25 protein-coding genes are annotated in these 24,294 nt (G+C 72.8%); 6 read left to right on the forward strand and 19 right to left on the reverse strand.

What is annotated here, in order from left to right; genetic code table 11:
- Positions 1 to 3 precede the first annotated feature (3 nt).
- The 11 genes from ACTG9Q_RS30175 to ACTG9Q_RS30225 form a co-directional block, all read right to left on the reverse strand.
- A complete protein-coding gene (locus tag ACTG9Q_RS30175; protein WP_455576334.1) occupies positions 4 to 1,470 on the reverse strand; it encodes a PstS family phosphate ABC transporter substrate-binding protein in 1,467 nt (488 codons plus the stop codon).
- A gap of 142 nt (positions 1,471 to 1,612) precedes the next feature.
- Positions 1,613 to 3,100 (reverse strand): glutamate synthase subunit beta, encoded by a 1,488-nt coding sequence (locus tag ACTG9Q_RS30180; RefSeq protein WP_455576335.1) that lies wholly within the window; start codon positions 3,098 to 3,100, stop codon positions 1,613 to 1,615.
- A complete protein-coding gene (gene gltB, locus ACTG9Q_RS30185) occupies positions 3,093 to 7,625 on the reverse strand; it encodes a glutamate synthase large subunit (RefSeq protein ID WP_455576336.1) in 4,533 nt (1,510 codons plus the stop codon). The genes ACTG9Q_RS30180 and gltB overlap by 8 nt, the downstream gene beginning before the upstream one ends.
- Before the next feature lie 208 nt (positions 7,626 to 7,833).
- Positions 7,834 to 8,589 carry an SAM-dependent methyltransferase gene (locus ACTG9Q_RS30190; RefSeq protein WP_455576337.1) on the reverse strand — a complete coding sequence of 252 codons (756 nt, stop codon included), beginning with the start codon at positions 8,587 to 8,589 and terminating at the stop codon, positions 7,834 to 7,836.
- Positions 8,590 to 8,633: 44 nt separating this feature from the next.
- Positions 8,634 to 9,716, reverse strand: a complete 1,083-nt coding sequence (gene lgt, locus ACTG9Q_RS30195; protein ID WP_455576338.1) for a prolipoprotein diacylglyceryl transferase — start codon at positions 9,714 to 9,716, stop codon at positions 8,634 to 8,636.
- Positions 9,717 to 9,763: 47 nt separating this feature from the next.
- Complete coding sequence (locus ACTG9Q_RS30200; RefSeq protein WP_455576406.1) at positions 9,764 to 10,312, reverse strand: Uma2 family endonuclease; 549 nt, start codon at positions 10,310 to 10,312, stop codon at positions 9,764 to 9,766.
- Between the two features lie 140 nt (positions 10,313 to 10,452).
- Complete coding sequence (trpA, locus tag ACTG9Q_RS30205) at positions 10,453 to 11,247, reverse strand: tryptophan synthase subunit alpha (RefSeq protein ID WP_455576339.1); 795 nt, start codon at positions 11,245 to 11,247, stop codon at positions 10,453 to 10,455.
- Entirely contained in the window at positions 11,247 to 12,515 is a 1,269-nt protein-coding gene (gene trpB, locus ACTG9Q_RS30210; protein ID WP_455576407.1) for a tryptophan synthase subunit beta, read from the reverse strand. Before trpB ends, trpA begins: the two co-directional genes overlap by 1 nt.
- On the reverse strand, positions 12,494 to 13,303 hold the full coding sequence (trpC, locus tag ACTG9Q_RS30215; protein WP_455576408.1) for an indole-3-glycerol phosphate synthase TrpC: 810 nt from the start codon (positions 13,301 to 13,303) through the stop codon (positions 12,494 to 12,496). The genes trpB and trpC overlap by 22 nt, the downstream gene beginning before the upstream one ends.
- Positions 13,304 to 13,421: 118 nt before the next feature.
- Positions 13,422 to 13,889, reverse strand: coding sequence for a Trp biosynthesis-associated membrane protein (locus ACTG9Q_RS30220; protein WP_455576340.1), 468 nt, complete (start codon positions 13,887 to 13,889; stop codon positions 13,422 to 13,424).
- A 19-nt stretch (positions 13,890 to 13,908) separates the two neighbouring features.
- On the reverse strand, positions 13,909 to 15,465 hold the full coding sequence (locus tag ACTG9Q_RS30225) for an anthranilate synthase component I (protein ID WP_455576341.1): 1,557 nt from the start codon (positions 15,463 to 15,465) through the stop codon (positions 13,909 to 13,911).
- Positions 15,466 to 15,557: 92 nt separating this feature from the next.
- Here ACTG9Q_RS30225 and ACTG9Q_RS30230 point away from each other — a divergent pair, with 92 nt between their 5' ends.
- Positions 15,558 to 16,166, forward strand: coding sequence for a TetR/AcrR family transcriptional regulator (locus ACTG9Q_RS30230; protein WP_455576342.1), 609 nt, complete (start codon positions 15,558 to 15,560; stop codon positions 16,164 to 16,166).
- 12 nt (positions 16,167 to 16,178) lie between these two features.
- Here the strand turns inward: ACTG9Q_RS30230 and hisI are convergent, their stop codons facing one another.
- From hisI to ACTG9Q_RS30250, 4 genes are all read right to left on the reverse strand, one after another.
- Positions 16,179 to 16,517 carry a phosphoribosyl-AMP cyclohydrolase gene (hisI, locus tag ACTG9Q_RS30235; RefSeq protein WP_455576343.1) on the reverse strand — a complete coding sequence of 113 codons (339 nt, stop codon included), beginning with the start codon at positions 16,515 to 16,517 and terminating at the stop codon, positions 16,179 to 16,181.
- Complete coding sequence (locus ACTG9Q_RS30240) at positions 16,510 to 16,857, reverse strand: hypothetical protein (RefSeq protein WP_455576344.1); 348 nt, start codon at positions 16,855 to 16,857, stop codon at positions 16,510 to 16,512. The genes hisI and ACTG9Q_RS30240 overlap by 8 nt, the downstream gene beginning before the upstream one ends.
- Positions 16,854 to 17,615: an imidazole glycerol phosphate synthase subunit HisF gene (hisF, locus tag ACTG9Q_RS30245; RefSeq protein WP_455576345.1), complete on the reverse strand. Its 762-nt coding sequence runs from the start codon at positions 17,613 to 17,615 to the stop codon at positions 16,854 to 16,856. The genes ACTG9Q_RS30240 and hisF overlap by 4 nt, the downstream gene beginning before the upstream one ends.
- Positions 17,616 to 17,881: 266 nt before the next feature.
- Positions 17,882 to 18,406 carry a hypothetical protein gene (locus ACTG9Q_RS30250; protein ID WP_455576346.1) on the reverse strand — a complete coding sequence of 175 codons (525 nt, stop codon included), beginning with the start codon at positions 18,404 to 18,406 and terminating at the stop codon, positions 17,882 to 17,884.
- A gap of 255 nt (positions 18,407 to 18,661) precedes the next feature.
- Between ACTG9Q_RS30250 and ACTG9Q_RS30255 the strand changes: the two genes are divergently transcribed.
- A complete protein-coding gene (locus tag ACTG9Q_RS30255) occupies positions 18,662 to 19,237 on the forward strand; it encodes a S1 family peptidase (RefSeq protein ID WP_455576347.1) in 576 nt (191 codons plus the stop codon).
- Between the two features lie 4 nt (positions 19,238 to 19,241).
- Here ACTG9Q_RS30255 and ACTG9Q_RS30260 read toward each other — a convergent pair whose 3' ends face one another.
- Positions 19,242 to 20,852, reverse strand: coding sequence for an alkaline phosphatase D family protein (locus ACTG9Q_RS30260; RefSeq protein WP_455576348.1), 1,611 nt, complete (start codon positions 20,850 to 20,852; stop codon positions 19,242 to 19,244).
- 99 nt (positions 20,853 to 20,951) lie between these two features.
- On the opposite strand from ACTG9Q_RS30260, the gene ACTG9Q_RS30265 reads away from it, so the two are divergent.
- Positions 20,952 to 21,341, forward strand: coding sequence for a PPOX class F420-dependent oxidoreductase (locus ACTG9Q_RS30265; RefSeq protein WP_455576349.1), 390 nt, complete (start codon positions 20,952 to 20,954; stop codon positions 21,339 to 21,341).
- A 15-nt stretch (positions 21,342 to 21,356) separates the two neighbouring features.
- Here ACTG9Q_RS30265 and priA read toward each other — a convergent pair whose 3' ends face one another.
- Both priA and hisH read right to left on the reverse strand, forming a co-directional pair.
- Positions 21,357 to 22,088 carry a bifunctional 1-(5-phosphoribosyl)-5-((5-phosphoribosylamino)methylideneamino)imidazole-4-carboxamide isomerase/phosphoribosylanthranilate isomerase PriA gene (gene priA, locus ACTG9Q_RS30270; RefSeq protein WP_455576350.1) on the reverse strand — a complete coding sequence of 244 codons (732 nt, stop codon included), beginning with the start codon at positions 22,086 to 22,088 and terminating at the stop codon, positions 21,357 to 21,359.
- 19 nt (positions 22,089 to 22,107) lie between these two features.
- Positions 22,108 to 22,737 (reverse strand): imidazole glycerol phosphate synthase subunit HisH, encoded by a 630-nt coding sequence (hisH, locus tag ACTG9Q_RS30275; protein ID WP_455576351.1) that lies wholly within the window; start codon positions 22,735 to 22,737, stop codon positions 22,108 to 22,110.
- Between the two features lie 100 nt (positions 22,738 to 22,837).
- Here hisH and ACTG9Q_RS30280 point away from each other — a divergent pair, with 100 nt between their 5' ends.
- From ACTG9Q_RS30280 to soxR, 3 genes are all read left to right on the forward strand, one after another.
- On the forward strand, positions 22,838 to 23,056 hold the full coding sequence (locus ACTG9Q_RS30280; RefSeq protein WP_455576352.1) for a hypothetical protein: 219 nt from the start codon (positions 22,838 to 22,840) through the stop codon (positions 23,054 to 23,056).
- A gap of 63 nt (positions 23,057 to 23,119) precedes the next feature.
- On the forward strand, positions 23,120 to 23,638 hold the full coding sequence (locus tag ACTG9Q_RS30285; protein WP_455576353.1) for an RNA 2'-phosphotransferase: 519 nt from the start codon (positions 23,120 to 23,122) through the stop codon (positions 23,636 to 23,638).
- 24 nt (positions 23,639 to 23,662) lie between these two features.
- Positions 23,663 to 24,127, forward strand: coding sequence for a redox-sensitive transcriptional activator SoxR (gene soxR / locus ACTG9Q_RS30290; protein ID WP_455576354.1), 465 nt, complete (start codon positions 23,663 to 23,665; stop codon positions 24,125 to 24,127).
- Between the two features lie 6 nt (positions 24,128 to 24,133).
- On the opposite strand, the gene ACTG9Q_RS30295 is transcribed toward soxR, so the two are convergent.
- The gene (locus tag ACTG9Q_RS30295) at positions 24,134 to 24,289 is read right to left on the reverse strand and encodes a hypothetical protein (protein WP_455576355.1); all 156 of its coding nucleotides are present in this window, start codon (positions 24,287 to 24,289) and stop codon (positions 24,134 to 24,136) included.
- Between the last annotated feature and the right edge of the window lie 5 nt (positions 24,290 to 24,294).

Genomic DNA, 24,294 nt, shown 5'->3' on the forward strand with positions numbered 1-24,294 from the left:
CGCTCAGCAGAGGTCGCCGCGGAGGTCGACACCGCCGTCGACACAGGGGACGTAGCCCTCGCGGCGCAGGATGTTCTTGGCCGCGTCGGTCTCCATGTGCTTGAGCAGCAGGTCGACCAGGCCGCCGGGCTCGGGGGTGCCGTAGCTGTAGAAGTACTCGACGGTCCAGAAGGGATAGTCGGTGCGGACGACGGAGTCGATGTCGGGCTCGCGGCCGTCCAGGCGCACGCGGGCGACGTGGGGGTGCTCGGCGGTGGCGGTGGTGTCGGCGTAGCCGATGGCGCCGGGGATGCGCTCGACCTCGCCGAGCAGCGCCGCGGTGGAGTCGCGCTCGCAGCGCAGCACGCGCGCGGCGCCCGCCAGCGGGGCGCGGGAGGCGCAGTCGGCCGAGGAGACGGCCGGTTCCTGGGTCTTGAGGACCTTGTTCTCGAAGGCCTGGCGGGTGCCGGAGCCGGAGTTGCGGCTGACAATGCTGATCGGCAGGTCCGGGCCGCCCAACTGGGACCAGTCGGTGATGGTGCCGTCGAAGATCTGGCGGAGCTGGGCCTGGCTGAGCTCGGTCACGCCCGCGGTCTTGTTCACCACGACGGAGAACGCCACCACGCCGATGGGGTAGGGCTTGAGGTTCGGGAACCCGGGCAGCGGGTCGTCGGACATGGCCAGGCGGCGCTCGCGCTGGGCCGGGTCGCCGCGCCCCTGGGTGTCCAGCTCGCGGACACCGTCGAGGCTGCCCCGGCCCTCCACGCGCACGGACGCCTCGGGGCACTGGGCGGTGTAGGCGGCGACGATGTCGCCGACCACGGGGGCGAACGCGCTGGACCCGCTGATCACGACGGCACCCTCGGCGCACTGCACGGCCGTCGCGTCGGAGCCGCTGAGCGGGCTGAGCAGCAGGACGAGGGACGCGCCGACCATCGTCATGGCGATCCCGCCGAGGACCAGGCTGCGCCTGCTGGGCCCGTTGCCCCTGGTGGTGTCCCGCACGATCCGGCCGTCGCTGACGAACCCGTCACAGGTCACCCCGGCGCGCGTCCCGGCCACCTCGGGCTTGCCGGAGAGCAGCACCAGCACCTTCATCCGGTGCCGCCGGTTGAGCGGGATCACCGGCAGCACCAGCTCGGTCCCCCCGCAGGCGGGCCAGTCCGGCTCGATCATCGGCCGCACCCCGTCGGCCACCTCGACGATCTGCGCGTCGACCACCGTGCGCCCCGCGAAGCGCAGGGTCAGCGGGGCCTGGCGGGGGAAGTCGGCGGACTTGATCCCGGTGCTGCCGGTGTTCATGATCCGGACGAGCGCCAGGCTGGGCTGCTCGACCGGCGCGTCCTTGTTGCTCAGCTTGACGTCGATCATGTCGGTCACCTGAGGGGTGAGCCCGATCGAGGTGTCAAGGTGAACCCGGTAGGTGATCCGCTTGCGCCGCAGCCACAGGGAGAACAGATACCCACTGACGCTGAGCACCAACGTGGCCATGCCAACGGACGCTTCGAGGTTGTCCCCAACCCACTTGGATAACACAAGCCCACGGTAGGGATCCGCGGTACATCCAGGTGGCGCGCTTCATCGGACGTTCGCCTGCCGTTCGCCCAACTCCCCACCCGCACCGGCCGCGCGGTCACACCACCGAGAGGGGCAGGGCGGTGGGGTGGACTGGGGAGGGGAGTTCCGAGGAGCCAGTCAGGTGGGCGTCCACCGCGTGGGCGACGGAGCGGCCCTCGGCGATGGCCCAGACCACCAGGGAGGCGCCTCGGTGGGCGTCGCCGCAGACGAAGACGCCGGGGGTGGGGGTCTGCCAGTCGCTGCCGCACGAGAGGGTGCCTCGGGGGGTGCGGGTCAGGGACAGGTCGGCCAGCAGGGGCATGGGTTCCACGCCGGTGAAGCCGACGGCGAGCAGGACCAGGTCGGCGGGGAGTTCGTGGACCGCGTCGTTGACCGGGACGACCTCGCGGACGCCGGTGACCGGGTCCTTGCGGACCCGGACCTCGCGCAGCCGCACCGCCGACACGGCGCCGGAGACGCCCGCGAACTCGTCCACCGCCACCGCGAAGCGGCGTTCCCCGCCCTCCTCGTGCGCCGGGTAGGTGCGCAGGACCCACGGCCACGTCGGCCACGGGGAGCGGGAGTCGTCGCGGCTCGCCGGGGGCTGGGGGTACTGGTCGAGCTGGGTCACCGAGAGCGCGCCTTGGCGGACGGCGGTTCCGTAGCAGTCGGCGCCGGTGTCGCCGCCGCCGATGATCACCACGTGCTTGCCTGCCGCGTCGATCGCCGGGGGGCCGTCGCCCTCGCAGGCGCGGTTGGCCGCGACCAGGTGCTCCATCGCCAGGTGCACGCCCGACAGCGCGCGGCCGGGGACCTCGGGCACGTCCCGCGCCGCCAGGGCCCCGACGGCCAGCACCACGGCGTCGTGCGAGGCGCGCAGTTCCGACACCGGCAGGGCGGGGCCGCCCACCTCGCAGCCGGTCACGAACTTCGTCCCCTCCGCCCGCAGCTGGCCCAACCGGCGGTCCAGCAGCCGCTTCTCCATCTTGAACTCGGGAATCCCGTACCGCAGCAGGCCGCCGAGGCGGTCGTCGCGCTCGTAGACGGTGACCTCGTGCCCGGCCCTGGTGAGCTGCTGGGCGGCTGCCAGGCCCGCGGGGCCCGAGCCGACCACGGCGACCCGACGACCCGAGGACACAGTGGACACCCGGGCGTGCACGAGGTCGCGCTCCCACGACATGTCCGCGATCGCGTTCTCCACCCGCTTGATCGCCACCGGGGTGTCCGAAATGGACAGGACGCACGCGGCCTCGCACGGCGCCGGGCAGAGGCGGCCGGTGAACTCGGGGAAGTTGTTGGTGGCGTGCAGGCGGTGGCCTGCCGCGCCCCAGTCCCCCCGGCGGACCAGGTCATTCCACTCCGGGATGAGGTTGCCCAGCGGGCAGCCCGCCGAGCCGGAGTGGCAGAACGGGATGCCGCAGTCCATGCAGCGAGTGGCTTGCACGCGCACCGCGCCGGGGTCGTCGGGCCGGTAGACCTCGTGCCAGTCCCCGGCGCGCTCGTCGGCCGGGCGCTTGGGGATGTCGGCGCGGGAGTGGCGCAGGAAGCCCTCGGGGTCAGCCACGGGATGCCTCCATGATCGCGGTGTCCACGTCGCGGCCCTCGGCGCGGGCCAGGCGCATCGCGGCGAGGACGCGCTGGTAGTCGCGGGGCATGACCTTGGTGAAGCCCGCCGAGCGGCGCGTCCAGTCCCCGAGCAGGGACGCCGCGACCGGGGAGCCGGTCAGCTCGCCGTGGCGGGCGACGACGGCCCGCAGGACGCGCAGGTCCTCGGCGCCGGGGCGCTGCAGCTCGACCATGTCGGGGTTGACCGCGCGCGGGTCCAGGTCCAGGACGTACGCCACGCCGCCGGACATGCCCGCGGCCAGGTTGCGCCCGGTCGCGCCGAGCACGACGGCCACGCCGCCGGTCATGTACTCGAACGCGTGGTCGCCCACCCCCTCGGCGACGATGGTCGCCCCGGAGTTGCGCACCCCGAAGCGCTCCCCCACGCACCCGCGCAGGAAGACCTCGCCCGCGGTCGCCCCGTAGGCGATCACGTTGCCCGCGATGACCTGCCGCTCGGCGGCGAAGGTCGCCGAGGGGTCGGGGCGGACCACGATCCGCCCGCCGGAGAGACCCTTGCCGACGTAGTCGTTCGCGTCGCCCACCAGGTCCAGGGTGATCCCGCGCGGCAGGAACGCGCCCAGCGACTGCCCCGCCGACCCGGTCAGGGTCACGTGGATGGTGCCCTCGGGCAGCCCGTCGCCGCCGAAGCGCCGCGTGACCTCGGCGCCCAGCAGCGTCCCCACGGTCCGGTTGACGTTGCGCACCGGCAGGTCCAGCCGCACCGGGTGCGCGTCCTCCAGCGCCGCCTCGGACAGCTGCACCAGCGTCCGGTCAAGCGCTTGCGCCAGCCCGTGGTCCTGCGCGCGCGTGCGCCGCCTCGACGTCCCGTACGGCGCGGGCGGCACGGCGAAGACCGGGGCCAGGTTCAGCCCGGCCGCCTTCCAGTGCGCCACCGCCTCGTCGGTGTCGAGCAGCTCGGCGTGGCCGACGGCCTCGTCCAGCGTCCGCATCCCCAGCGACGCCAACAGCTCCCGGACTTCCTCGGCGATGAACCGGAAGTAGTTCACCACGTGCTCGGCCTGCCCGGTGTAGCGCTCGCGCAGGGCCGGGTTCTGCGTGGCCACCCCGACCGGGCAGGTGTCCAGGTGGCACACCCGCATCATCACGCAGCCCGCGACGACCAGCGGCGCGGTGGCGAAGCCGTACTCCTCGGCGCCGAGCAGGGCCGCGACCACCACGTCCCGGCCCGTCTTCAGCGCGCCGTCGACCTGCACGGTGATGCGGTCGCGCAGGCCGTTGAGCATCAGCGTCTGCTGCGTCTCAGCCAGGCCCACCTCCCACGGCGTGCCCGCGTGCTTGAGCGAGTTCAGCGGTGAGGCGCCGGTGCCGCCGTCGTGCCCGGAGATCAGCACCACGTCGGCGTGCGCCTTGGACACCCCGGCCGCGACCGTCCCCACGCCCAGCTCCGAGACCAGCTTCACGTGCACGCGGGCGTTCTCGTTGGCGTTCTTGAGGTCGTGGATCAGCTGGGCCAGGTCCTCGATCGAGTAGATGTCATGGTGCGGCGGCGGGGAGATCAGCCCGACACCGGGCGTGGAGTGCCGGGTGCGCGCGATCCACGGGTACACCTTGTTCGGCGGCAGCTGGCCGCCCTCGCCGGGCTTGGCGCCCTGGGCCATCTTGATCTGGATGTCGTCGGCGTTGACCAGGTACTCGCTGGTCACGCCGAACCGGCCGGAGGCCACCTGCTTGATCGCCGAGCGCCGCGCCGGGTCGTAGAGCCGCTCGACGTCCTCGCCGCCCTCGCCGGTGTTGGAGCGCCCGCCGATCTCGTTCATCGCGATGGCCAGCGTCTCGTGCGCCTCGGCCGAGATCGAGCCGTAGGACATCGCGCCGGTGTTGAAGCGCGCGAGGATCGCCTCGACCGGCTCGACCTCGGCCACCGGGACGGGGGCGCGGTCGGGCGTGAAGCGGAACAGCCCGCGCAGCGCGCCGCCCTCGCGGTTGAGGCGCTCGACCTCGGCGACGTATTGGCGGTACACGTCCTCGCGCCCGGTCCTGGTGGCGTGCTGGAGCAGGAACACCGTCTCCGGGGTGAACAGGTGCAGCTCGCCCTCGCGGCGGTAGGCGTACTCCCCGCCCGTCTCCAGCGTGCGGTGCTCGCGGTCGGTCGGGTTGTCCGGGTGCGCGCGGCGGTGCCTGGCCCGCACCTCGGCGGCCACCACGTCCAGGCTCACACCGTCGAGTTTGGACACCGTGCCGGTGAAGTACTCGTCGAGGGTGTCCTGGGACAGCCCGAACGCCTCGAACACCTGGGCGGCGGTGTAGGCGCCGACGGTGGAGATGCCCATCTTGCTCATGATCTTGAGCACGCCCTTGACCAGGGCGCTGACGTAGTTGCGGATCGCGGTCCGCGGCTCGACGCCGGTCACCGCGCCCTGGGCGATCAGGTCCTCGATCGTCTCGAACGCCAGGTACGGGTTCACCGCGGCGGCGCCGTAGCCCAGCAGCAGCGCGATGTGGTGCACCTCGCGGGCGTCACCGCTCTCCACCACCAGCGCCACCCGCAGCCGCTCCTTGGTGCGCACCAGGTGGTGGTGCACGGCCGAGACCAGCAGCAGCGACGGGATCGGCGCCATCCGGTGGTCGGAGTCGCGGTCGGAGAGCACCAGCGTGCGCGCGCCCGCGGCGATGGCCTCCGACGCCTCCCTGCGCACCCGCGCGACGGCGTCGGCCAGCGCGACACCACCACCGTCCACCTCGTACAGTCCGGAAAGGACGGTGCAGGCGTGGCCGGGCAGGTCGCCGTCGTCGTTGACGTGGATGAGCTTGGCCAGCTCGTCGTTGTCGATGACCGGGTACGGCAGCTGGATGTGCCTGCACGACGCCGGACCGGGGTCGAGCAGGTTCTGCTCGGGCCCCATGATCCGCTGCACGCTGGTGACGATCTCCTCGCGGATCGCGTCCAGCGGCGGGTTGGTCACCTGGGCGAAGTTCTGCTTGAAGTAGTCATAGAGCAGCCGCGAGCGCTGCGAGAGCGCCGCGGGCGGGGTGTCGGTGCCCATCGAGCCGATCGGCTCGCCGCCGCTGACCGCCATCGGGGCCAGGAGGATCTTGAGCTCCTCCTCGGTGTAGCCGAAGGTCTGCTGGCGGCGCACCACCGACTCGTGGCTCTGCACCACGTGCTCGCGGTCGGGCAGGTCGGCGATGGTCAGCAGGCCCGCGTGCAGCCACTCCTCGTAGGGCAGCTCGGCGGCGAGCCCGGCCTTGACCTCGTCGTCGTCGACGATCTTGCCCGCGGCGGTGTCCACAAGGAACATGCGCCCCGGCCGCAGCCGCCCCTTGGCCACGACCTGCGACGGCGGCACGTCCAGCACGCCGGTCTCGCTGGCCAGCACGACCCGGTCATCGGCGAGGTGCCACCAGCGGGCCGGGCGCAGGCCGTTGCGGTCGAGCACCGCGCCGACCAGGGCGCCGTCGGTGAAGGTGACGCAGGCCGGGCCGTCCCACGGCTCCATCAGGCTGGCGTGGAACTGGTAGAAGGCGCGGCGGCCCGCGTCCATCGTGGCGTGGTTCTCCCACGCCTCCGGGATCATCATGAGCACCGCGTGCGGCAGCGACCGGCCGCCGAGGTGCAGCAGCTCCAGCACTTCATCGAAGGAGGCCGAGTCCGAGCCGTGCGGGTCGACCACCGGGAACAGCCTGGTCAGGTCGCCGGGCAGCAGGTCGCTGGCCAGCAGCGCCTCGCGGGCGCGCATGCGGTTGCGGTTGCCCCGGATGGTGTTGATCTCGCCGTTGTGCGCGACGTAGCGGAACGGGTGGGCCAGCGGCCACGACGGGAAGGTGTTGGTGGAGAAGCGGGAGTGCACCAGGGCGATGGCGGTGACCAGCCGCGGGTCGACCAGGTCGGGGAAGAAGCGCGGCACCTGGGCGGTGGTCAGCATTCCCTTGTAGACCAGGGTCCGGCTCGACAGCGACGGGAAGTACGTGCCGCAGCCCGCCACCGCGCTCTCCCGCTCGACCCGCTTGCGCAGGACGTAGGCCAGCCGGTCCAGCGCGACGCCCTCGGCGCCGGGGGCGCTCAGGAACGGCATGGCGACGTGCGGCATGACCCCGCGCGCGGTCGGCCCGACCTCGGCGCCGTCGGGGTCGACGGGCACGTCCCGCCAGCCGAGCAGGGTCAGCCCCTCCTCCTCGGCGACGCGCTCGACGAGCTCGACGGCCTTGGTCCGCTGGGGCGCGTCGACGGGCAGGAACGCCAGGCCCGCGGCGTAGCGGCCGGGTCCGGGGAGGTCGAAGGGGACATCGGCGCGGAAGAGCTCGTCGGGCAGCTGCACGAGGATGCCCGCGCCGTCCCCGCTGGTCGGCTCGGCCCCGGCGGCGCCGCGGTGCTCCAGGTTCGCCAGCGCCGTCAGCGCGTCGACCACGATCCCGTGCGACCGGCGGCCCCGCACGTCGGCGACCATGGCCACACCGCAGGAGTCGTGCTCGTGCGCCGGGTCGTAGAGGCCCTGCGGGCGCGGTCGGGCGGAGAAGGTCATCGCGTGGTGCCCCCTTGGCGTCTCGCGCTCAGGAACGTGATTCCGGCTGTGTCACGGCTGGGCACGGGACGGCGGTGGCCCGCGTGTCACCCGAGCCTAACAGCACGGAAACGTGCGAGACACCAGGAGAACTCGCGCGAGCTGTAACGAACTCGCCGCCGGGAGCGATATAGCGCCGCACGCGCGGTCCGCGCGGTCGATGGCCCGGCTAGACGCGGGCGACGACCAGGGGGAAGGCGAAGGTGCGCCCGGCGTCGGCGTCGAGCATGTCGACGGTCTGGGTGGACATCTTGCGGACGAAGTCGCTCTCGCCGTGCTCGGCGCAGGCCGCCGACCAGGTGCGCCAGTTGGCGACGGCTTCGCGGGCGGTCCTGGCCGAGGTGACGGTGACCTGCCCGGGGCGCGACCAGTGGGTTCGCCACCAGTCGGCGGTGTGGAAGACGGCGAAATCGTACTCCCAGTACGGCAGCAGCCACTCCGGCGGGGTGACGACCTCCTCGCGCACGCCGGGGACCGCGATCCCGACGTGGCCGCCCTTGCGGACGAACGGCGTCAGGTAGGGCAGGTACAGGTCGTCGGTGCCGAAGTACTGGTAGGCGTCGACGCTGATGGCGGCGTCGAAGAAGCCCTTGGCGAACTTGAGGTCGTGCGCGTCGGCGTGGATCGGGAAGACCCGGTCGGCCACGCCCGCCTCGATGAACCGCTTGTAGTTCTCCGTCGGCTTGACCCACAGGTCCGCGGCGAACACCGTGACGCCGTACTCGCGGGCCAGGAACACCGAGGTCAGGCCGCGGCCGCAGCCCAGGTCGAGCACCCGGTCGCCGGGGCGCAGGGGCAGGTCGGCGAGCAGGTCCTCCAGGAGCCACAGCGGGTTGGGACCCATGCAGCCCCTGATCATCCAGGTGGGGTCGTACTGGGCGGAGCGCGGGTAATCGGGCAGGCGCAGGGCGTCGAGGACGGTCATGGCTGGTGCCTGTCGGGGGTTCGGGTGCGGCGCATCGAGGAGGGTCAGTCGCGCTTCTCGGTGCTCGCCGACGCCTCCGCGGGCGCGTCGCCCTCGTCCTTGGCGGTCACGTCCCCGGGCTTCACGCCATCGGGCGTGTCGTCGCCCGCCTGCTCCTCGCTCCTGTCCTTGACGGGCTCACCGTCGGCGGAGTCGGGGCCAGCGGAGTCGGGGTCGGTGGACTCGGGGTCGTGCTCCGCCCTGATGGCGGCCAGGTCCTCCCGCTCGCCGCGCTTGCGGGCGATGACGAAGTACGCGAGGCCGCCGAGGAACAGCACGACCGAGGTCCAGACGTTGACGCGAACCCCGAACACCAGGGTGGCCTCGTCGGTGCGCATCAGCTCGATCCAGCCGCGGCCCAGGGAATACCCGGCGACGTAGAGCGCGAACGCCCGGCCGTGGCCGAGCCGCAGCTTGCGGTCCGCCCACACGACGAACGCGGCGACCAGCAGGTTCCACAGCAGCTCGTAGAGGAACGTCGGGTGCACGGGGCTGCCGTCGATCAGCGTGTGGTCGATGGCCACGCCGTTGAGCGGGTCCTCGACGCCGAACTCGTTGACCCTGCGGTACAGCTCCAGGCCCCACGGCAGGTCGGTCGGGCCGCCGTAGAGCTCCTGGTTGAAGTAGTTGCCCAGCCGCCCGATCGCCTGCGCGACGACGATGCCGGGCGCGACGGCGTCGGCGAACGCGGACAGCGGCACACCCCGGCGCCTGCACCCGATCCACGCGCCGACACCGCCGAGGGCGATGGCGCCCCAGATGCCGAGCCCGCCCTCCCAGATGCGCAGGGCGTCGAGGGGGTTCTTGCCCTCGCCGAAGTACCGGTGGTAGTCGGTGGCCACGTGGTACAGCCGCCCGCCGACGAGCCCGAACGGCACCGCGAACACCGCGACATCCAGTACGGTCCCCGGCGCCCCGCCCCGCGCCACGAACCGCTTCTCGCCCCACCAGATCGCCACGATGATGCCCGCGATGATGCACAGCGCGTACGCGCGCAGCGGGAAGCTGATGAAGCCCAGGTCGATCTCCCACACCCCGCGGTCGGGGCTGGGAATGGACGCCAGGACCAGGCTGGATGCGCTCGTCACGGCCCCACCGTAACGGCCTGGCGTCTCGTGGCTGTGAGGAGGTGGCCTCAGTCGAGCTTGACGGCGACCTCGAACGGCTCGGTCAGCGCGAACATCCCCAACATGGGTTCCCCCACCGGCTCGTACCTGCCCTGCGACAGGCGGAGCACGTCGGTCCGCACAGGCGTGACCGTCGGGTCGACCACCACGTAGTGCTCGATCCCCGCCTCGGCGTAGAGGACGCGCTTCCGGGTCCGGTCGTAGGTGCGCGAGGACGGCGACACGATCTCCACGACCAGGAGGACTTCCCCCGGCTCGAAGAACAGCGCGTTCCTCCCCGGGGTGCCCACGACCGTGATGTCGGGAATCAGCATCCTGGAGAGGTTCAGGACGACATTGACCCCGCTGAGAACCTCCATGGTCGCGGGCAGCACCGAGTCGAACCCCACGAGGACGCGGCGCTCGACCCGCTGGTGCGGGATGCTCGGCGCCGGGCTCACGACGAGCTCGCCGTCGACGAGCTCGACCCGCTCACCCTCGTCATCGGGGAGCATGAACACCTCGCCCAGCGTCCACTTGTGGGGGCGCCGGAAGTAGGAGTCGTAATCGATGGGCATGGCCACTCTGGGGCACCTCCGAGGTCAACCGGTGCCAAACCAGTCTGGCACGCCGAATGCGGGAGCACGAACTGCATGCGGCGAGTATCGGGACGGCCACCGACAGGAACGGGGCCAGGTCAGCGGCCCCGCGCCCGAGTTCACCCGATCGTGGATGGTGCCCGTCGTACCCCGGCGGCCAGTTCCTCGGTCAGGGCCCGCACCCCGGCGACCCCGTCGGCGGCGTGGGTGACGTAGGCCGAGCCGACGATGACGGCGTCGGCGAAACCGGCCACCTCGGCGGCCTGCGCCCCGGACCGCACGCCGAGGCCCACGCCGATCGGCAGGTCGGTGTGCTCGCGGGTGCGGGCCACCAGGCCCTCGGCGGCCGACCCGACGGCGTCGCGCGCCCCGGTCACGCCCATGACCGCGGTGGCGTAGACGAACCCGGAGGACGCCGCGACGGTCGTCGCGATGCGCTCCGGGGACGACGAGGGCGCCACCAGGAAGATCCGGTCCAGCTCGTGCGCGGCGGAGGCGGCCATCCAGTCCTCGGCCTCGTCCGGCACCAGGTCGGGCGTGATGATGCCCAGGCCCCCGGCGGCGGCGAGGTCGCGGGCGAACGCGTCCACCCCGTAGCGCAGCACCGGGTTCCAGTACGTCATCACCACAGCCCGCCCACCGGCGGAGGCGACGGCCTCCACCACGGAGAACAGCTGGCGCAGCCGGAAGCCCGCCGACAGCGCCGTCTCGGCCGCCGCCTGGATCGTCGGGCCGTCCATGACCGGGTCGGAGTACGGGACGCCGACCTCGATCAGGTCGCAGCCCGCGTCGACCATGCCGGTCAGCAGCTCGACGGACCCGTCCACGGTCGGGAACCCCGCGGGCAGGTACCCGACGAGCGCGGCCCGCCCCTCGGCGCGCACAGCGGAGAACAGCGGGTCGAGCCTGCCCATCAGGACTCCTCCGAGAAGCCGAAGTACTTCGCCGCGGTGTCCATGTCCTTGTCCCCGCGCCCGGACAGGTTCACCAGCACGAGCCCGGAGGGGCCCAGCTCGCGGCCCAGCACCATCGCCCCGGCCAGGGCGTGCGCGGACTCGATCGCCGGGATGATGCCCTCGGTGCGGGCCAGCAGCTTGAACGCGGCCATCGCCTCGTCGTCGGTGGCCGAGCGGTACTCGGCGCGGCCGGTGTCCTTGAGCCAGGAGTGCTCGGGGCCGACGCCGGGGTAGTCCAGGCCCGCCGAGATGGAGTACGCCTCGATGGTCTGGCCGTCCTCGTCCTGCAGCAGGTACGACATCGCCCCGTGCAGCACCCCCGGGCTGCCCTCGGACAGCGTCGCGCCGTGCTCGCCGGAGGCGATCCCGTGCCCGCCGGGCTCGATGCCGACCAGCCGCACGTCCGCGTCGTCGACGAAGCCGTGGAAGATGCCGATGGCGTTGGACCCGCCGCCGACGCACGCGGTGACCACGTCGGGCAGCCTGCCCGCCAGGTCGAGGATCTGCGCGCGCGCCTCGGCGCCGATGATGCGGTGGAAGTTGCGCACCATCAGGGGGAACGGGTGCGCGCCCGCCGCCGTGCCGAGCAGGTAGTGGGTGCTGTCCACATTGGTCACCCAGTCGCGCAGCGCCTCGTTGATGGCGTCCTTGAGCGTCCGGGAGCCGGAGGTCACCGGGATGACCTCGGCGCCGAGCAGCCGCATCCTGGCCACGTTCAGCGCCTGGCGCTGGGTGTCGACCTCGCCCATGTAGACCACGCAGTCGAGGCCGAGCAGCGCGCACGCGGTGGCCGTGGCCACTCCGTGCTGGCCCGCGCCGGTCTCGGCGATGACCCGCTCCTTGCCCATCCGCTTGGTGAGCAGCGCCTGGCCCAGCACATTGTTGATCTTGTGAGAGCCGGTGTGGTTGAGGTCCTCGCGCTTGAGGAACACCCGGGCGCCGCCCGCGTGCTCGGCGAAGCGCGGGGCCTCGGTCAGCAGCGACGGCCTGCCCGCGTAGTCGCGCAGGAGGCGGTTGAACTCGGCGATGAACTCCGGGTCCAGCCGGGCCTTGTCGTACTCGGCGGCCAGCTCGTCCAGCGCGCCGATGAGCGCCTCGGGCATGTACCGGCCGCCGAAGACGCCGAAGTGGCCGCGCTGGTCGGGGTCGTGCCCGCTCTGGGCGTGGGCGTCGAAGTCCCGCGCCGTCCCCCGCTCGTCGTCGCTCATCGGCTCGGCCTCGGGCAGGCGGGGTGCGAGCCCGCGGTGACCAGCTGCTGCAGCGCGGCCTTCGGGTCGCCGCTGGTGACCAGGCCCTCGCCGACGAGCACGGCGTCCGCGCCCGCCCCGGCGTAGGTCATCAGGTCGCTCGGCCCGCGCACGCCCGACTCGGCGATCTTCACCGTCTCGAACGGCAGCCCCGGTGCCAGCCGCCCGAAGACGTCCCGGTCGACCTTCAGGGTGTGCAGGTCGCGGGCGTTGACGCCGATGACCGACGCGCCCGCCTCCAGGGCCCGGTCGGCCTCCTCGGCGGTGTGCACCTCGACCAGCGCGGTCATCCCGAGGGACTCCACGCGGTCCAGCAGCGACGCCAGCACCGGCTGCTCCAGCGCCGCCACGATGAGCAGCACCATGTCCGCGCCGTGCGCGCGCGCCTCGTGCACCTGGTAGGGCGCGACCACGAAGTCCTTGCGCAACAGGGGGATGTCGACCTTGGCGCGCACGGCGTCGAAGTCGGCGAGCGACCCGCCGAAGCGGCGGCCCTCGGTGAGCACGCTGATGACCCTGGCGCCCGCGTCGGCGTAGTCCTTCGCCAGCGACGCCGGGTCGGCGATCGGGGCGAGGTCGCCCTTGGACGGGCTGCGCCGCTTCACCTCGGCGATCACCCCGACGTCGGAGGCCCGCAGCGCGGCGTGCGCGTCCCTGGGGGGCGCGGCCTTGAGGGCCAGCTGTTTGATGGCGTCGAAGGGAATCATGGCCTCGCGCGCCGCGAGGTCCTCCCGGACACCGTTGACGATCGACTCCAGGATGCTCATGTTCATGCGGCACCCTCGTTCGTTGACCTGCTCGTGTATTGCCTCACAAGCGCTGCCCCTTCCCGCCGGTTCGATGCTAGCTCCGGCCCTGCGGAGCCCCCCGAACCGGGTCGGCGGTTCACCGCGGCAAGTCGGTGGGATCATCGCCATCGGTGAGGGACTGCCACAAGTCCGGTTGCGTCTTCCTGCCGGAAGCTGGCGCGGAGTAGCGCGCTCCCATACGGGGCATCGCCTGGCCCCGCAGGAAGATCACCGCGCCCGCGGCGGCGAGCAGGACCCCGCCCAGCACGGCGAGGCCGGAGCCCCAGGTCAGCGCGGGGGCGTTCAGCCCGGCCCAGACCGGGTACACCCCCGCGGCGGCCAGCAGCGGGCCGACGGCCCTGCGCCAGGCGCCCGACAGCGCGAGCACCCCGGCGATGCCCGCCAGGCCCAGCAGGGCCAGCGGGACCAGGGCGGGCGCGACCTCCGAGCCGGGCACGTCCACCGCGAGCGGGACGTCGGTGCCGGGCCGCGGCCGGGTCCGCCCGCCCCAAGCCAGCGTCGAGGCGGCGGAGAGCGCCCCGGCGGCGCACAGCAGCGTCAGCACCGCCGTCCAGAGTGGACGCTTACCCATCCGTGGGCGCGGCCGGGCGCATGGTCTCGGCCGTGGCGATGGCGGCCAGCACGGCCCCGGCCTTGTTGACGCACTCGGTGTCCTCGGCCTGCGGGTTGGAGTCGGCCACGATGCCCGCCCCGGCCTGCACGTACGCCACGCCGCCGCGGATGAGCGCGGTGCGGATGGCGATGGCGGTGTCGGCGTCGCCCGCGAAGTCCAGGTAGCCCACGACGCCGCCGTAGAGGCCCCTGCGGGTCGGCTCCAGCTCCTCGATCAGCTCCATCGCCCTCGGCTTGGGCGCGCCGGACAGCGTGCCCGCGGGGAAGCAGGCCGCGACGGCGTCGAAGGCGGTCTTGCCCGGGGCCAGCTCGCCGGTGACGGTGGAGACGATGTGCATGACGTGGCTGTAGCGCTCGACGCGGAAGAAGTCGAGCACCCGCACGGTGCCCGGCGAGCACACCCGGCCCAGGTCGTTGCGGCCGAGGTCGACGAGCATGACGTGCTCCGCGCGCTCCTTCTCGTCGGCGAGCAGGTCCTTCTCCAGGATCTGGTCCTCGTCCGGGTCGACCCCGCGCCACCGCGTCCCGGCGATGGGGTGCGTCGTGGCCCGCCCGTCGCGCACGGTGACCAGGGCCTCGGGGCTGGAGCCGACGATGTCGAAGCCGTCGAGGCGCAGCAGGTACATGTACGGGCTGGGGTTGGTGGTGCGCAGCACGCGGTAGACGTCGAGCGGGTCGGCGTCGGTGTCGACCTCGAAGCGCTGGGAGAGCACCACCTGGAAGGCCTCGCCCGCGCGGATGGCCTCCTTGGCGGTGCGCACGGCGGACTGGAAGTCCTCCGGGGTGCGCTTGCGGCGGTAGTCGGGCTGCGGGCGGGTGAAGACCGTGGCCGACGGCGGGGCCGGGGTCTGCAGGGCGACGGTCATGGCGTCGAGGCGGGCGACGGCGTCGTCGTAGGCGGCCTCGACCCCCTCGGGGGCGTCGTCCCAGTTCACCGCGTTGGCGATGAGGGTGATGGTGCCCTCGTGGTGGTCGAGCGCGGCGAGGTCGGTGGCCAGCAGCATGACCAGCTCGGGGAGCTTGAGGTCGTCCTCGGTCAGCTCGGGCAGGCGCTCGAGGCGGCGCACCGAGTCGTAGCCGACGAACCCGACCATGCCCCCGGTCAGCGGCGGCAGGCCGGGCAGCGGGTCGCTGTGCAGCACGCGGACGGTCTCGCGCAGCGCGTCGAGCGGGTCGCCGCCGTCGGGCAGCCCGACCGGCGGGGTGCCGGTCCAGTGCGCCTCGCCCCCGGTGGCGGTGAGCGCGGCGGGGCTGCGCACCCCGACGAAGGACCAGCGCGACCACGACCGCCCGTTCTCGGCGGACTCGAACAGGAACGTCCCCGGCCTGCCGCCCGCGAGCTTGCGGTACACCCCGACCGGGGTCTCGGCGTCGGCCAGCACCCTGCGGACCACGGGGATGACCCGCCGGTCGGCGGCGAGGGTGTGGAACTCCTCCCGGGACGGGCTCACATCGCCCATGCCCGCCGGAGCCGGGTACCGCGGCTGGACGCCGATCGCACTCACCATGGGCGTCATTCTGCCGTGCCCGGCCGGTCCGCCGGTTCCGGGTTTAATTCAACGTGCGTTGAGCGCCAGCGGCGGTAGGCCATGATGGAGGGGTGACTGCCGAGCCGGAACGCCGCCGCGGCCGCCGCCCCGGCGGCGCCGACACCCGTGCCGCCCTGCTGTCCGCCGCCCGCGAGGTGTTCGGCGAGAACGGCTACGAGGGGGCCACCGTCCGCGCCATCGCCGGGCGGGCCGGGGTGGACGCGGCGATGGTGAACCACTGGTTCGGCAGCAAGGAGGCCCTGTTCGCCCAGGCGGTGCTGAACCTGCCGTTCAACCCGAAGGCGCTGATCGCCGAGATCCTCAAGGGCGACCGCGACATGCTGGGCGAGCGGATCATCCGGACCTTCCTGACCGCCTGGGACGGGCAGGCAGGCGGGGTCTTCACCGCGATGATCAGGAGCGTGTCCTCCCACGACCAAGTGGCCAACGCGCTGCGGGAGTACTTCGTCCACCAGGTGTTCGGCGAGATGCTCAACGCCCTCGGCGACACCGAGACCGGCCTGCTGCGCGCCAACCTCGTGGCCAGCCAGATGATCGGCCTGGGCATGGTGCGCTACGTCGCGCACTTCGAGCCGATCTCGACCCAGGACGTGGACACCCTCGTCGCCGCGATCGGCCCGACGATCCAGCGGTACCTGACCGGCGAGATCCAGGTCTGAAACACGGCCTGCTCAGAGCAGGGTGTCGGCGTCGAAGCAGGTGCGGGCGCCGGTGTGGCAGGCGGCGCCCCGCTGGTCGACGACCAGCAGGACCGTGTCGCCGTCGCAGTCGAGGCGGACGTCGTGGACCTCCTGGGTGTGGCCGGAGGTCTCGCCCTTGACCCACAGCCGTCCCCGGCTGCGCGAGAAGTACGTCGCCCGGCGCGTGGTCAGGGTGCGGTGCAGTGCCTCGTCGTCCATCCAGGCGACCATCAGCACCTCCCCCGTGCCCCGCTGCTGCGCCACCGCGCACACCAGCCCGTCCGGGTTCCGCTTGAGCCGGGCGGCGATCCCCGGGTCCAGCTCACTCATCGAACACCCCTCCGAAGTACTCCCGCGCGGGCTTGGTCAGGAGCAGCACGACCACGTACACGTACCCCGCGGCGAGCACCCCCGAGAGCACCCGGAATCCCCAGTGGACCGGGCCCAGCACGACCAGGGTGTGCGCCACGGCCAGCAGCGCGGCCACCACGAACGCCACCCCCCTGGCCGGGTGCCACCGCGTCACCAGGCCCGCCGCGGTCAGGCCCGAGACGATCGCGGCCAGCAGCGGGAACGCGACCGCGTCGCGCAGGATGCCCGCGCCGACGAACGCGACCGCGCCGACGGCGAAGATCAGAATGACTGCCCGCACCTCGATGGGACGGGTCATCGGACCTCCACCCCCGCCGCGCGCAGGGCGTCCTTGACCTCGCCGATGCGCAGCTGTCCGAAGTGGAACACGCTGGCGGCGAGCACGGCGTCGGCGCCCTCGGCGACCGCGGGCGGGAAGTGCTCCAGCGCGCCCGCCCCGCCGCTGGCGATCAGCGGCACGTCCACGACGGCGCGCACCAGCCGGATCAGCTCGAGGTCGAAGCCCGCCTTGGTGCCGTCGGCGTCCATGGAGTTCAGCAGGATCTCCCCCACGCCCAGCTCCTGCCCGCGCGCGGCCCACTCCACCGCGTCGATGCCGGTGCCCCGCCTGCCGCCGTGGGTGGTGACCTCGAAGCCGGAGGGGGTGGTCCCGGCCCGCCGGGCGTCGACCGACAGGACGATGCACTGGGCGCCGTAGCGGTGCGACGCCTCGCGGAGGAACTCCGGGCGGGCGATGGCGGCGGTGTTGACGCTGACCTTGTCCGCGCCCGCGCGCAGCAGCCGGTCCACGTCGCCGACCTCGCGGATGCCGCCGCCGACGGTCAGCGGGATGAAGACCTGCTCCGCGGTGCGCCGGACGACGTCGTAGGTGGTCTCGCGCTCTCCCGAGGAGGCGGTGACGTCGAGGAAGGTCAGCTCGTCGGCGCCCTCGGCGTCGTAGGCGGCGGCCAGTTCGACCGGGTCGCCCGCGTCGACCAGGTCGGTGAAGTTGACGCCCTTCACCACCCGGCCCGCGTCGACGTCGAGACAGGGGATCACGCGCACCGCCACAGCCATGCGCGCAGCCTACGACGGCGGCGTTCACCCCCGGCGACCGGTGAGGCAGGCTCACCGGCCCAGCCATCCCGGCCCAATCATCCCGGCCCAGTCATCCAGGCCAGCTGATCCGGCCCGGCCAATCCGGCCCGACCAATCGGCCAGCTGACCCGACCCAGCCAATCGGCCCAGCTGATCCGACCCGGCCAATCCGGTCAGTGCATCCGGCCCAGTTGATCCGGTCAGCCGATCCAGCCAGTTGATCCGGTCCAGCTATCGCTGGCCGGTCATGCGGGCCGGGTCTCCCGGCGCACCTGGTCGACCAGTTCGCGGAGGTCGGCCACCAGGTCCTTCACGGCCACCCGGACCTCCTCCAGCTTGAGGTCGCGGTCCACTTGGGCCGACTCGCGGCCCTGCTGGCCGCGCCAGCGGCTCTGCGTCCGCCTGCCGAGCACGGCCGCCTTGCGCAGCAGGGCGACGACGGGGTTGTTCGCCCTCACCAGCTCGCGGCGGACCGGGACCAGGCCGGCCTGCAGCCGGTGCGACGGCGTGCCCACCCCGAGGCGCACCATGTCCTCGGCCGTCTGGGTGTCCTTGACGAGGTCCTCGTCCGCGGTGAACAGCCCGCCCACGGTCCCCAGGTGCGCCGAGCCGTCGGCGCCGCCGTCGATCGCGACCAGCGTCGCCTCCCAGGCGTCGATGCCCTCCTGCACCAGGGCGACGAACCCGGCGAGGGCCGGGTCGGTCCGCAGGGTCCTTCGGGCCTCCCCCAGGCCGTCCAGCAGTGTGGACAGTGCGGTGGCAGCGGACATCAGACCTCCGTGATCAGGCGGGCCAAAAATAGCGACCCTGGCGCGCCGCGCATACCTCTTGTCGGAGGAACCCTCCCCCGGTAAATGATCCGATCACCGGCCGACTCGACGGTGTCGAGCACCGCGCGCGGGAGGGCGGCACGGGCCGCCAAGTGCCTTGACCACCGAGATGGCAATGGCGGTAGCCGAATGGCGGCTGCCTCGGCCGCACCGCCCGTGCCTACCGTCAGAGGTGACGCCGTCCTTGGAGGTCTCGTGATCGCCGCCGCCGTGCTCGCGCTGCTGATCCCCCTCGCGCCGCTCGTCGGGGGTGACTCCTTCATCTACAACGGCATGCGGTGCGTCGTCGGCTACAACGCCAAGACCATGGCCGGGGAGCACCGCATCCTGGTCGGCGGCCGGTGCACCGGCTCGGCCTGGCAGACCAGCGTGCTCACGCCACCCGCGGGGGCGACGTCGACGCCGCTGGTCCGCGGTCCCAACGGCACGACGATCACCGTGGTCGGGGCCCAGTCCGCGCCGGTCGGCGCGAGCGTGTGCCGCAGCGGGCCGACGACCGGCTGGCGCTGCGGCACCGTGCAGGCCAAGAACGTCACCGTGTACTACTCCGGCGGCGTCATCTACGGCCTGACCCGCACCTCGCTCTGCTCGGAGCCCGGCGACGAGGGCGGCCCGATCATGTGGAACGGCCACGCGCAGGGGCTCGTCGTGGGCGCGTCGGGCAACTGCTCCAGCGGGGGCACGACGTACTTCCAGCCGGTGCAGCAGGTGCTGTCGGCGCACGGGCTCACCCTCCACACCGGGCTGGCCCCCGCCCGGCATGGAGGGTGAGCGCTCACCCGGCGATCTTCTGGGTGCCGCTGAGGGTGGCCAGCGACTTGCCGTGGCGCACGCCCGACGTCGGGCTGAGCCGGTCCACGTAGTACCAGTCGACCTGCACGCGGGCCCGGTCCACGTCGACCACGGAGTAGCCGTGGGAGTCCAGCTCGACGTACTTGAGGTGCCAGTTGCGCGCCATCAGCGCGCTCTCGGCGACCGGGGAGACCGTGCGCGGGGCGACGTTGAGGATGTCGTCGATGTTGTCGCTGGTCACCGAGGGGGTGACGAACTCGACGGCGGCGCTGTTGCCGTTCCACCAGTAGCTCGACCGGTCCAGCGGCACGTTGGCGCCCCACGAGGTGTGGATGTCGCCGGTGAGGAAGACGGTGTTGGTGATCCGGTTGTCCTTGAGGTGGCCGAGCAGTTCCTGGCGGTCGGCGGTGTAGCCGTCCCAGGCGTCGGCGTTGGCCGCGACCCCGCCGATCGGCAGGCCCAGCAGCTGGCCGAGGGCTTCGAGGAAGCGGGATTCGACGTTGGACAGCGAGATCGGGGTGGCCATCACCGAGTTGCCGACCAGCTTCCACCGGGCGTCGGTCAGCAGGCCGGACTTGAGCCAGGCCATCTGCGGGTCGCCGGTGATCGTGCGGGCCGGGTCGTCCGGATTGCCGCTGGAGGGCGTGGTCTGCTTGGAGCGGTAGCTGCGCAGGTCCAATAGGGACAGTTCGGCCAGGCGGCCCCAGCGCAGGCGGCGGTAGATCTCGCCCTGGGGCCCTTGGCGCACCGGCATCCACTCGAAGTACGCCTGGCGGGCGGCGGCCTTGCGGGTGCTCCACGGGCCCTCGCCCGGCTGGTGGTTCTCGGCGCCGTCGGACCAGGTGTCGTTGGCGTACTCATGATCATCCCAGGTGATGAACCAGGGCTTGGCCGCGTGCAGGGCCTGCAGGTCCGGGTCGGTCTTGTAGTGGGCGTGGCGCCTGCGGTAGTCGGCGATGGTCACCATCTCGTTGGCGGGCACGTGCGGGCGGACGGTGACGCCGCGGGCGCCGAAGCCGCCGACGGGGTACTCGTAGAGGTAGTCGCCGACGTGCAGGACGCCGTCGAGGTCGGCGCGGGCGGCGAGGTGGCGGTAGGCGGAGAAGTAGCCCGCCTGCCAGTTGGAGCAGGAGACCAGGCCGAGGCGCAGGCTCGCGACATCGGCGTCGGCCGCGGGCGCGGTGGCGGTGCGGCCGGTGGCGGAGGCGATCCCGTCGAGGAGGAACCGGTAGTGGTACGCGGTGGCGGGGGCGAGTCCGGCCGCGTCCACCTTGACGGTGTGGTCGCGCTCCGGCCCGGTGGTGAGCGCGCCGCTGGCCACCACGGCGCTGAACGCCGCGTCGGTCGCCACCTCCCAGCGCACCTCGACGCTGGGGCCCTGGCCGGACCCGGGCGTCGACTCGGGGGTGGGGGTGACCCGGGTCCACAGCAGGACCCGGTCGGGCAGCGGATCGCCGGAGGCGACGCCGTGCGCGAATTGCGGCACGGCCGCCGCGGCGGCCTTGGCGGCGAGCGCGGCCGGGATCAGCAGCACGCCCCCGGCGACAGCGGAACTGCGGAGGAAGGCGCGGCGGTCGAACGGCGTAATGGTCACGCCTTTCAGTGGTACACCTCGATGAGGAGTGTCACACCCACTGCCCGGGTGAACTTCCGTCGAATTCCCGCCGGTCGCCCGATCCCCTACGGTGGCCCCATGACCTCCGACGTCCTCGCGCGCCTCGGTTCGGGCAAGTACCTGCTCGTCACCACCTACCGCCGCGACGGCCGCGCCGTCCCCACCCCGGTCTGGGTGGCCCGCGACGGCGCCGCACTCCTCATCTGGACCGTCACCGACTCCGGCAAGGTCAAGCGGATGCGCAACAACCCCCGCGTCGAACTCGCCGAGTGCGACATCAAGGGCAACCCCAAGGGCACCCCGGTCCCGGCCACCGCCCGCCTCCTCGACGCCGACGGCACCGAACGCGCCCGCACCCTGATCCGCGGCAAGTACGGCATCGCGGGCTTCCTCGTCATCGCGGGCAGCAAACTCCGCCGCGGCGGCAAGGGCACCATCGGCATCGCCCTGACAGTGGACCCGGCCTGACCGGGCGCGCCCGGGTCAGCGCACGGCGGCGAGGGCGTCCGGGAGGGTGAAGTTGCCGTTGTACAAGGCTTTCCCGATGATCGTGCCCTCGACGCCGTCGTCGGCGAGGGTCGCGAGGGCGCGGAGGTCGTCGAGGCTGGAGACGCCGCCGGAGGCGATGACCGGGGCGGTGGTGCGGGCGCAGACCTGGCGCAGCAGGTCGAGGTTGGGGCCGGTGAGGGTGCCGTCGCGGCTGACGTCGGTGACGACGTAGCGGCTGCAGCCGTCGGCGTCGAGGCGGGCCAGGGTCTCCCACAGGTCGCCGCCGTCGGTGGTCCAGCCGCGGCCCGCGACGCGGATGCCGTCGTCGCCGATGCGCACGTCCAGGCCGACGGCGACCTTCTCGCCGTACTCGGCGATGGCCGCGGCGCACCATTGCGGGTTCTCGATCGCGGCGGTGCCGAGGTTGACGCGCGCGCAGCCGGTGGCCAGGGCGGCGGCGAGGGTCTCGTCGTCGCGCAGGCCGCCGGAGAGCTCGACCTTGATGTCGAGCCTGCCGACGACCTCGGCGATCAGCTCGCGGTTGTCGCCGCGGCCGAAGGCGGCGTCGAGGTCGACCAGGTGCAGCCACCGCGCCCCGTCGGCCTGCCAGGCGGCGGCCGCGTCCCACGGGGTGCCGTACTCGGTCTCGGTGCCCGCCTCGCCCCTGGTGAGGCGGACGGCCTTGCCGTCGACGACGTCGACGGCGGGCAGCAGCTGGAAGCTCACCGCGTCAGCCTACGGGGCGCTATTTCAGCGCGATGAGCCAGTTGCGCAGGAGCTGCGCCCCGGCGTCGCCGGACTTCTCCGGGTGGAACTGGGTGGCCGAGAGCGGGCCGTTCTCGGCGGCGGCGACGAAGTCCCCGCCGTGGGTGGCCCAGGTCACCAGCGGCGGGATCATCGGCGGCTCGGCGACGAGGTCCCAGGTGCGCGCGGCGTAGGAGTGCACGAAGTAGAAGCGGGCGTCGTCCAAGCCCTCGAACAGGACCGACTTCTCCGGCGGGCGCACGGTGTTCCAGCCCATGTGCGGGACGATCTCGGCCTCCAGGCGGTCGACCGTGCCGGGCCACTGCCCGCAGCCCTCGCTCTCCACGCCGTGCTCGATGCCGCGGTCGAAGAGGATCTGCATGCCCACGCAGATGCCCAGCACCGGGCGGCTCCCGGCCAGCCTGCGCTCGATGAGCCGGTCGCCGCGCACGCCCTTGAGCCCGGCCATGCACGCGGCGAACGCGCCCACCCCGGGGACGACCAGGCCGTCGCAGTCGAGCGCGGCGCGGAAGTCGGCGGTCACCTCGACGTCGGCGCCGACGCGGCGCAGGGCGCGCTCGGCGGAGCGGAGGTTCCCTGAGCCGTAATCCAGTACGACGACACGTGCCACGCTCACAGCGTAGTCGCCCCTCGCCGTGACCCGACCGTGACCTTAACTGGTGGTTGGGATGTCGCGGAAGTGGGTACACCCGTCGTGGGTGGTGATGGCGATGGGTGATCAACTTGTGCGGTGGGCCCTGGCGGCGGTGCTCGTCTCCGCCGCGCTGGTGGACGGCTATCTGGCGGCCAGCGAGGGCGTCCTCTGGCCGGTCGCGCTCGCCCTGCTGTGGGTGGGTCTCGCCGCGGCCCTGCTGACGGCCGAGACCCGGGAGCCCGTCATTCCGCCCGCGGCACGGCGGGCCAAGGAACCGGCGGCCTACAGCAGCTGACCCCGGGCCGTCCGGAGTGGACCGGTAATCCCGTTGCGCCGCCCTGCTCTACTTGACCACGAGATGAACGACATGATCCGCCGCTCCAAGCGGCTCGCCCACCTCCTGCGGCACGACCCCACCGGCGTCACCATGGACGCCGCGGGCTGGGTCCCCGTCCCCGAGGTGCTGGCCCACCTGCGGATGACCCGCGCGGAACTCGACGAGGTGGTCGCCGACAACAGCAAGTCGCGCTTCGCCTACGACCCGACCGGCGCCCTGATCCGGGCCAGCCAGGGCCACTCGGTCCCGGTCGACCTCGGCCTGCGCCCCGCCGACCCCCCGGACGTCCTCTACCACGGCACCGTGGCCCCCGCCCTGGCGGCGATCCGCGCCGAGGGCCTGCGCCCCATGCGCCGGACCCACGTCCACCTCTCCGCCGACGTCGAGACCGCCACCCGGGTCGGCTCCCGGCACGGCCGTCCCGTCATCCTGCGGGTCGCGGCCGCCCGGATGGCCGCCGACGGCCTGGACTTCTTCCTCAGCGCCAACGGCGTGTGGCTGGCGGCCCACGTGCCGCCGAAGTACCTCGACCTACATTGAGGAACGGCGGGTACGCTCGGGCCGGTGTCCACCCTGCCTGACCACCTGACCATCGGTGAGGTAGCCGACCGCAGCGGCATCCCGCACACCGCGCTGCGGTTCTACGAGGAGCGCGGCCTCATCGCCTCGCTGCGCACCGCGGGCAACCAGCGCCGCTACCCCAGGGCCGTCCTCCGCCGCCTGGCCTTCGTCCGCACGGCCCAGCGCGTCGGCCTGTCCCTGGAGGAGATCCGCGACGCCCTGGCCACCCTGCCGGACGGGCGCACGCCCACCAAGGCGGACTGGGCCCGGCTGTCGAAGATGTGGCAGGCGGAGATCGACACCCGCATCGACGCCCTGCACCGGCTCCGCGACAACCTGACCGGCTGCATCGGCTGCGGCTGCCTGTCCCTGAAGTCCTGCACCCTGATCAACACCAACGACCACCTGGCCGCCTTCGGCCCCGGCGCCCCCCGGCTGAAGGCGGGCACCGAGGGCGGCATCGGCTGACAAGCGCTAGGACAGGTACCAGGCGACGGCCCCGCCCGCGGCGAGCAGGGCCAGGACGCCCAGGACCACGGCCATCAGCCTGGCGGTCTTCCACGTCGTGTAGGCGCCCCCGACGAGGATGCCCGCCAGGGCGAGCAGGCCGATGGTGGCCAGTGGCTGCACAACTG

The sequence above is a fragment of the Actinokineospora lacus genome, assembly GCF_053813445.1.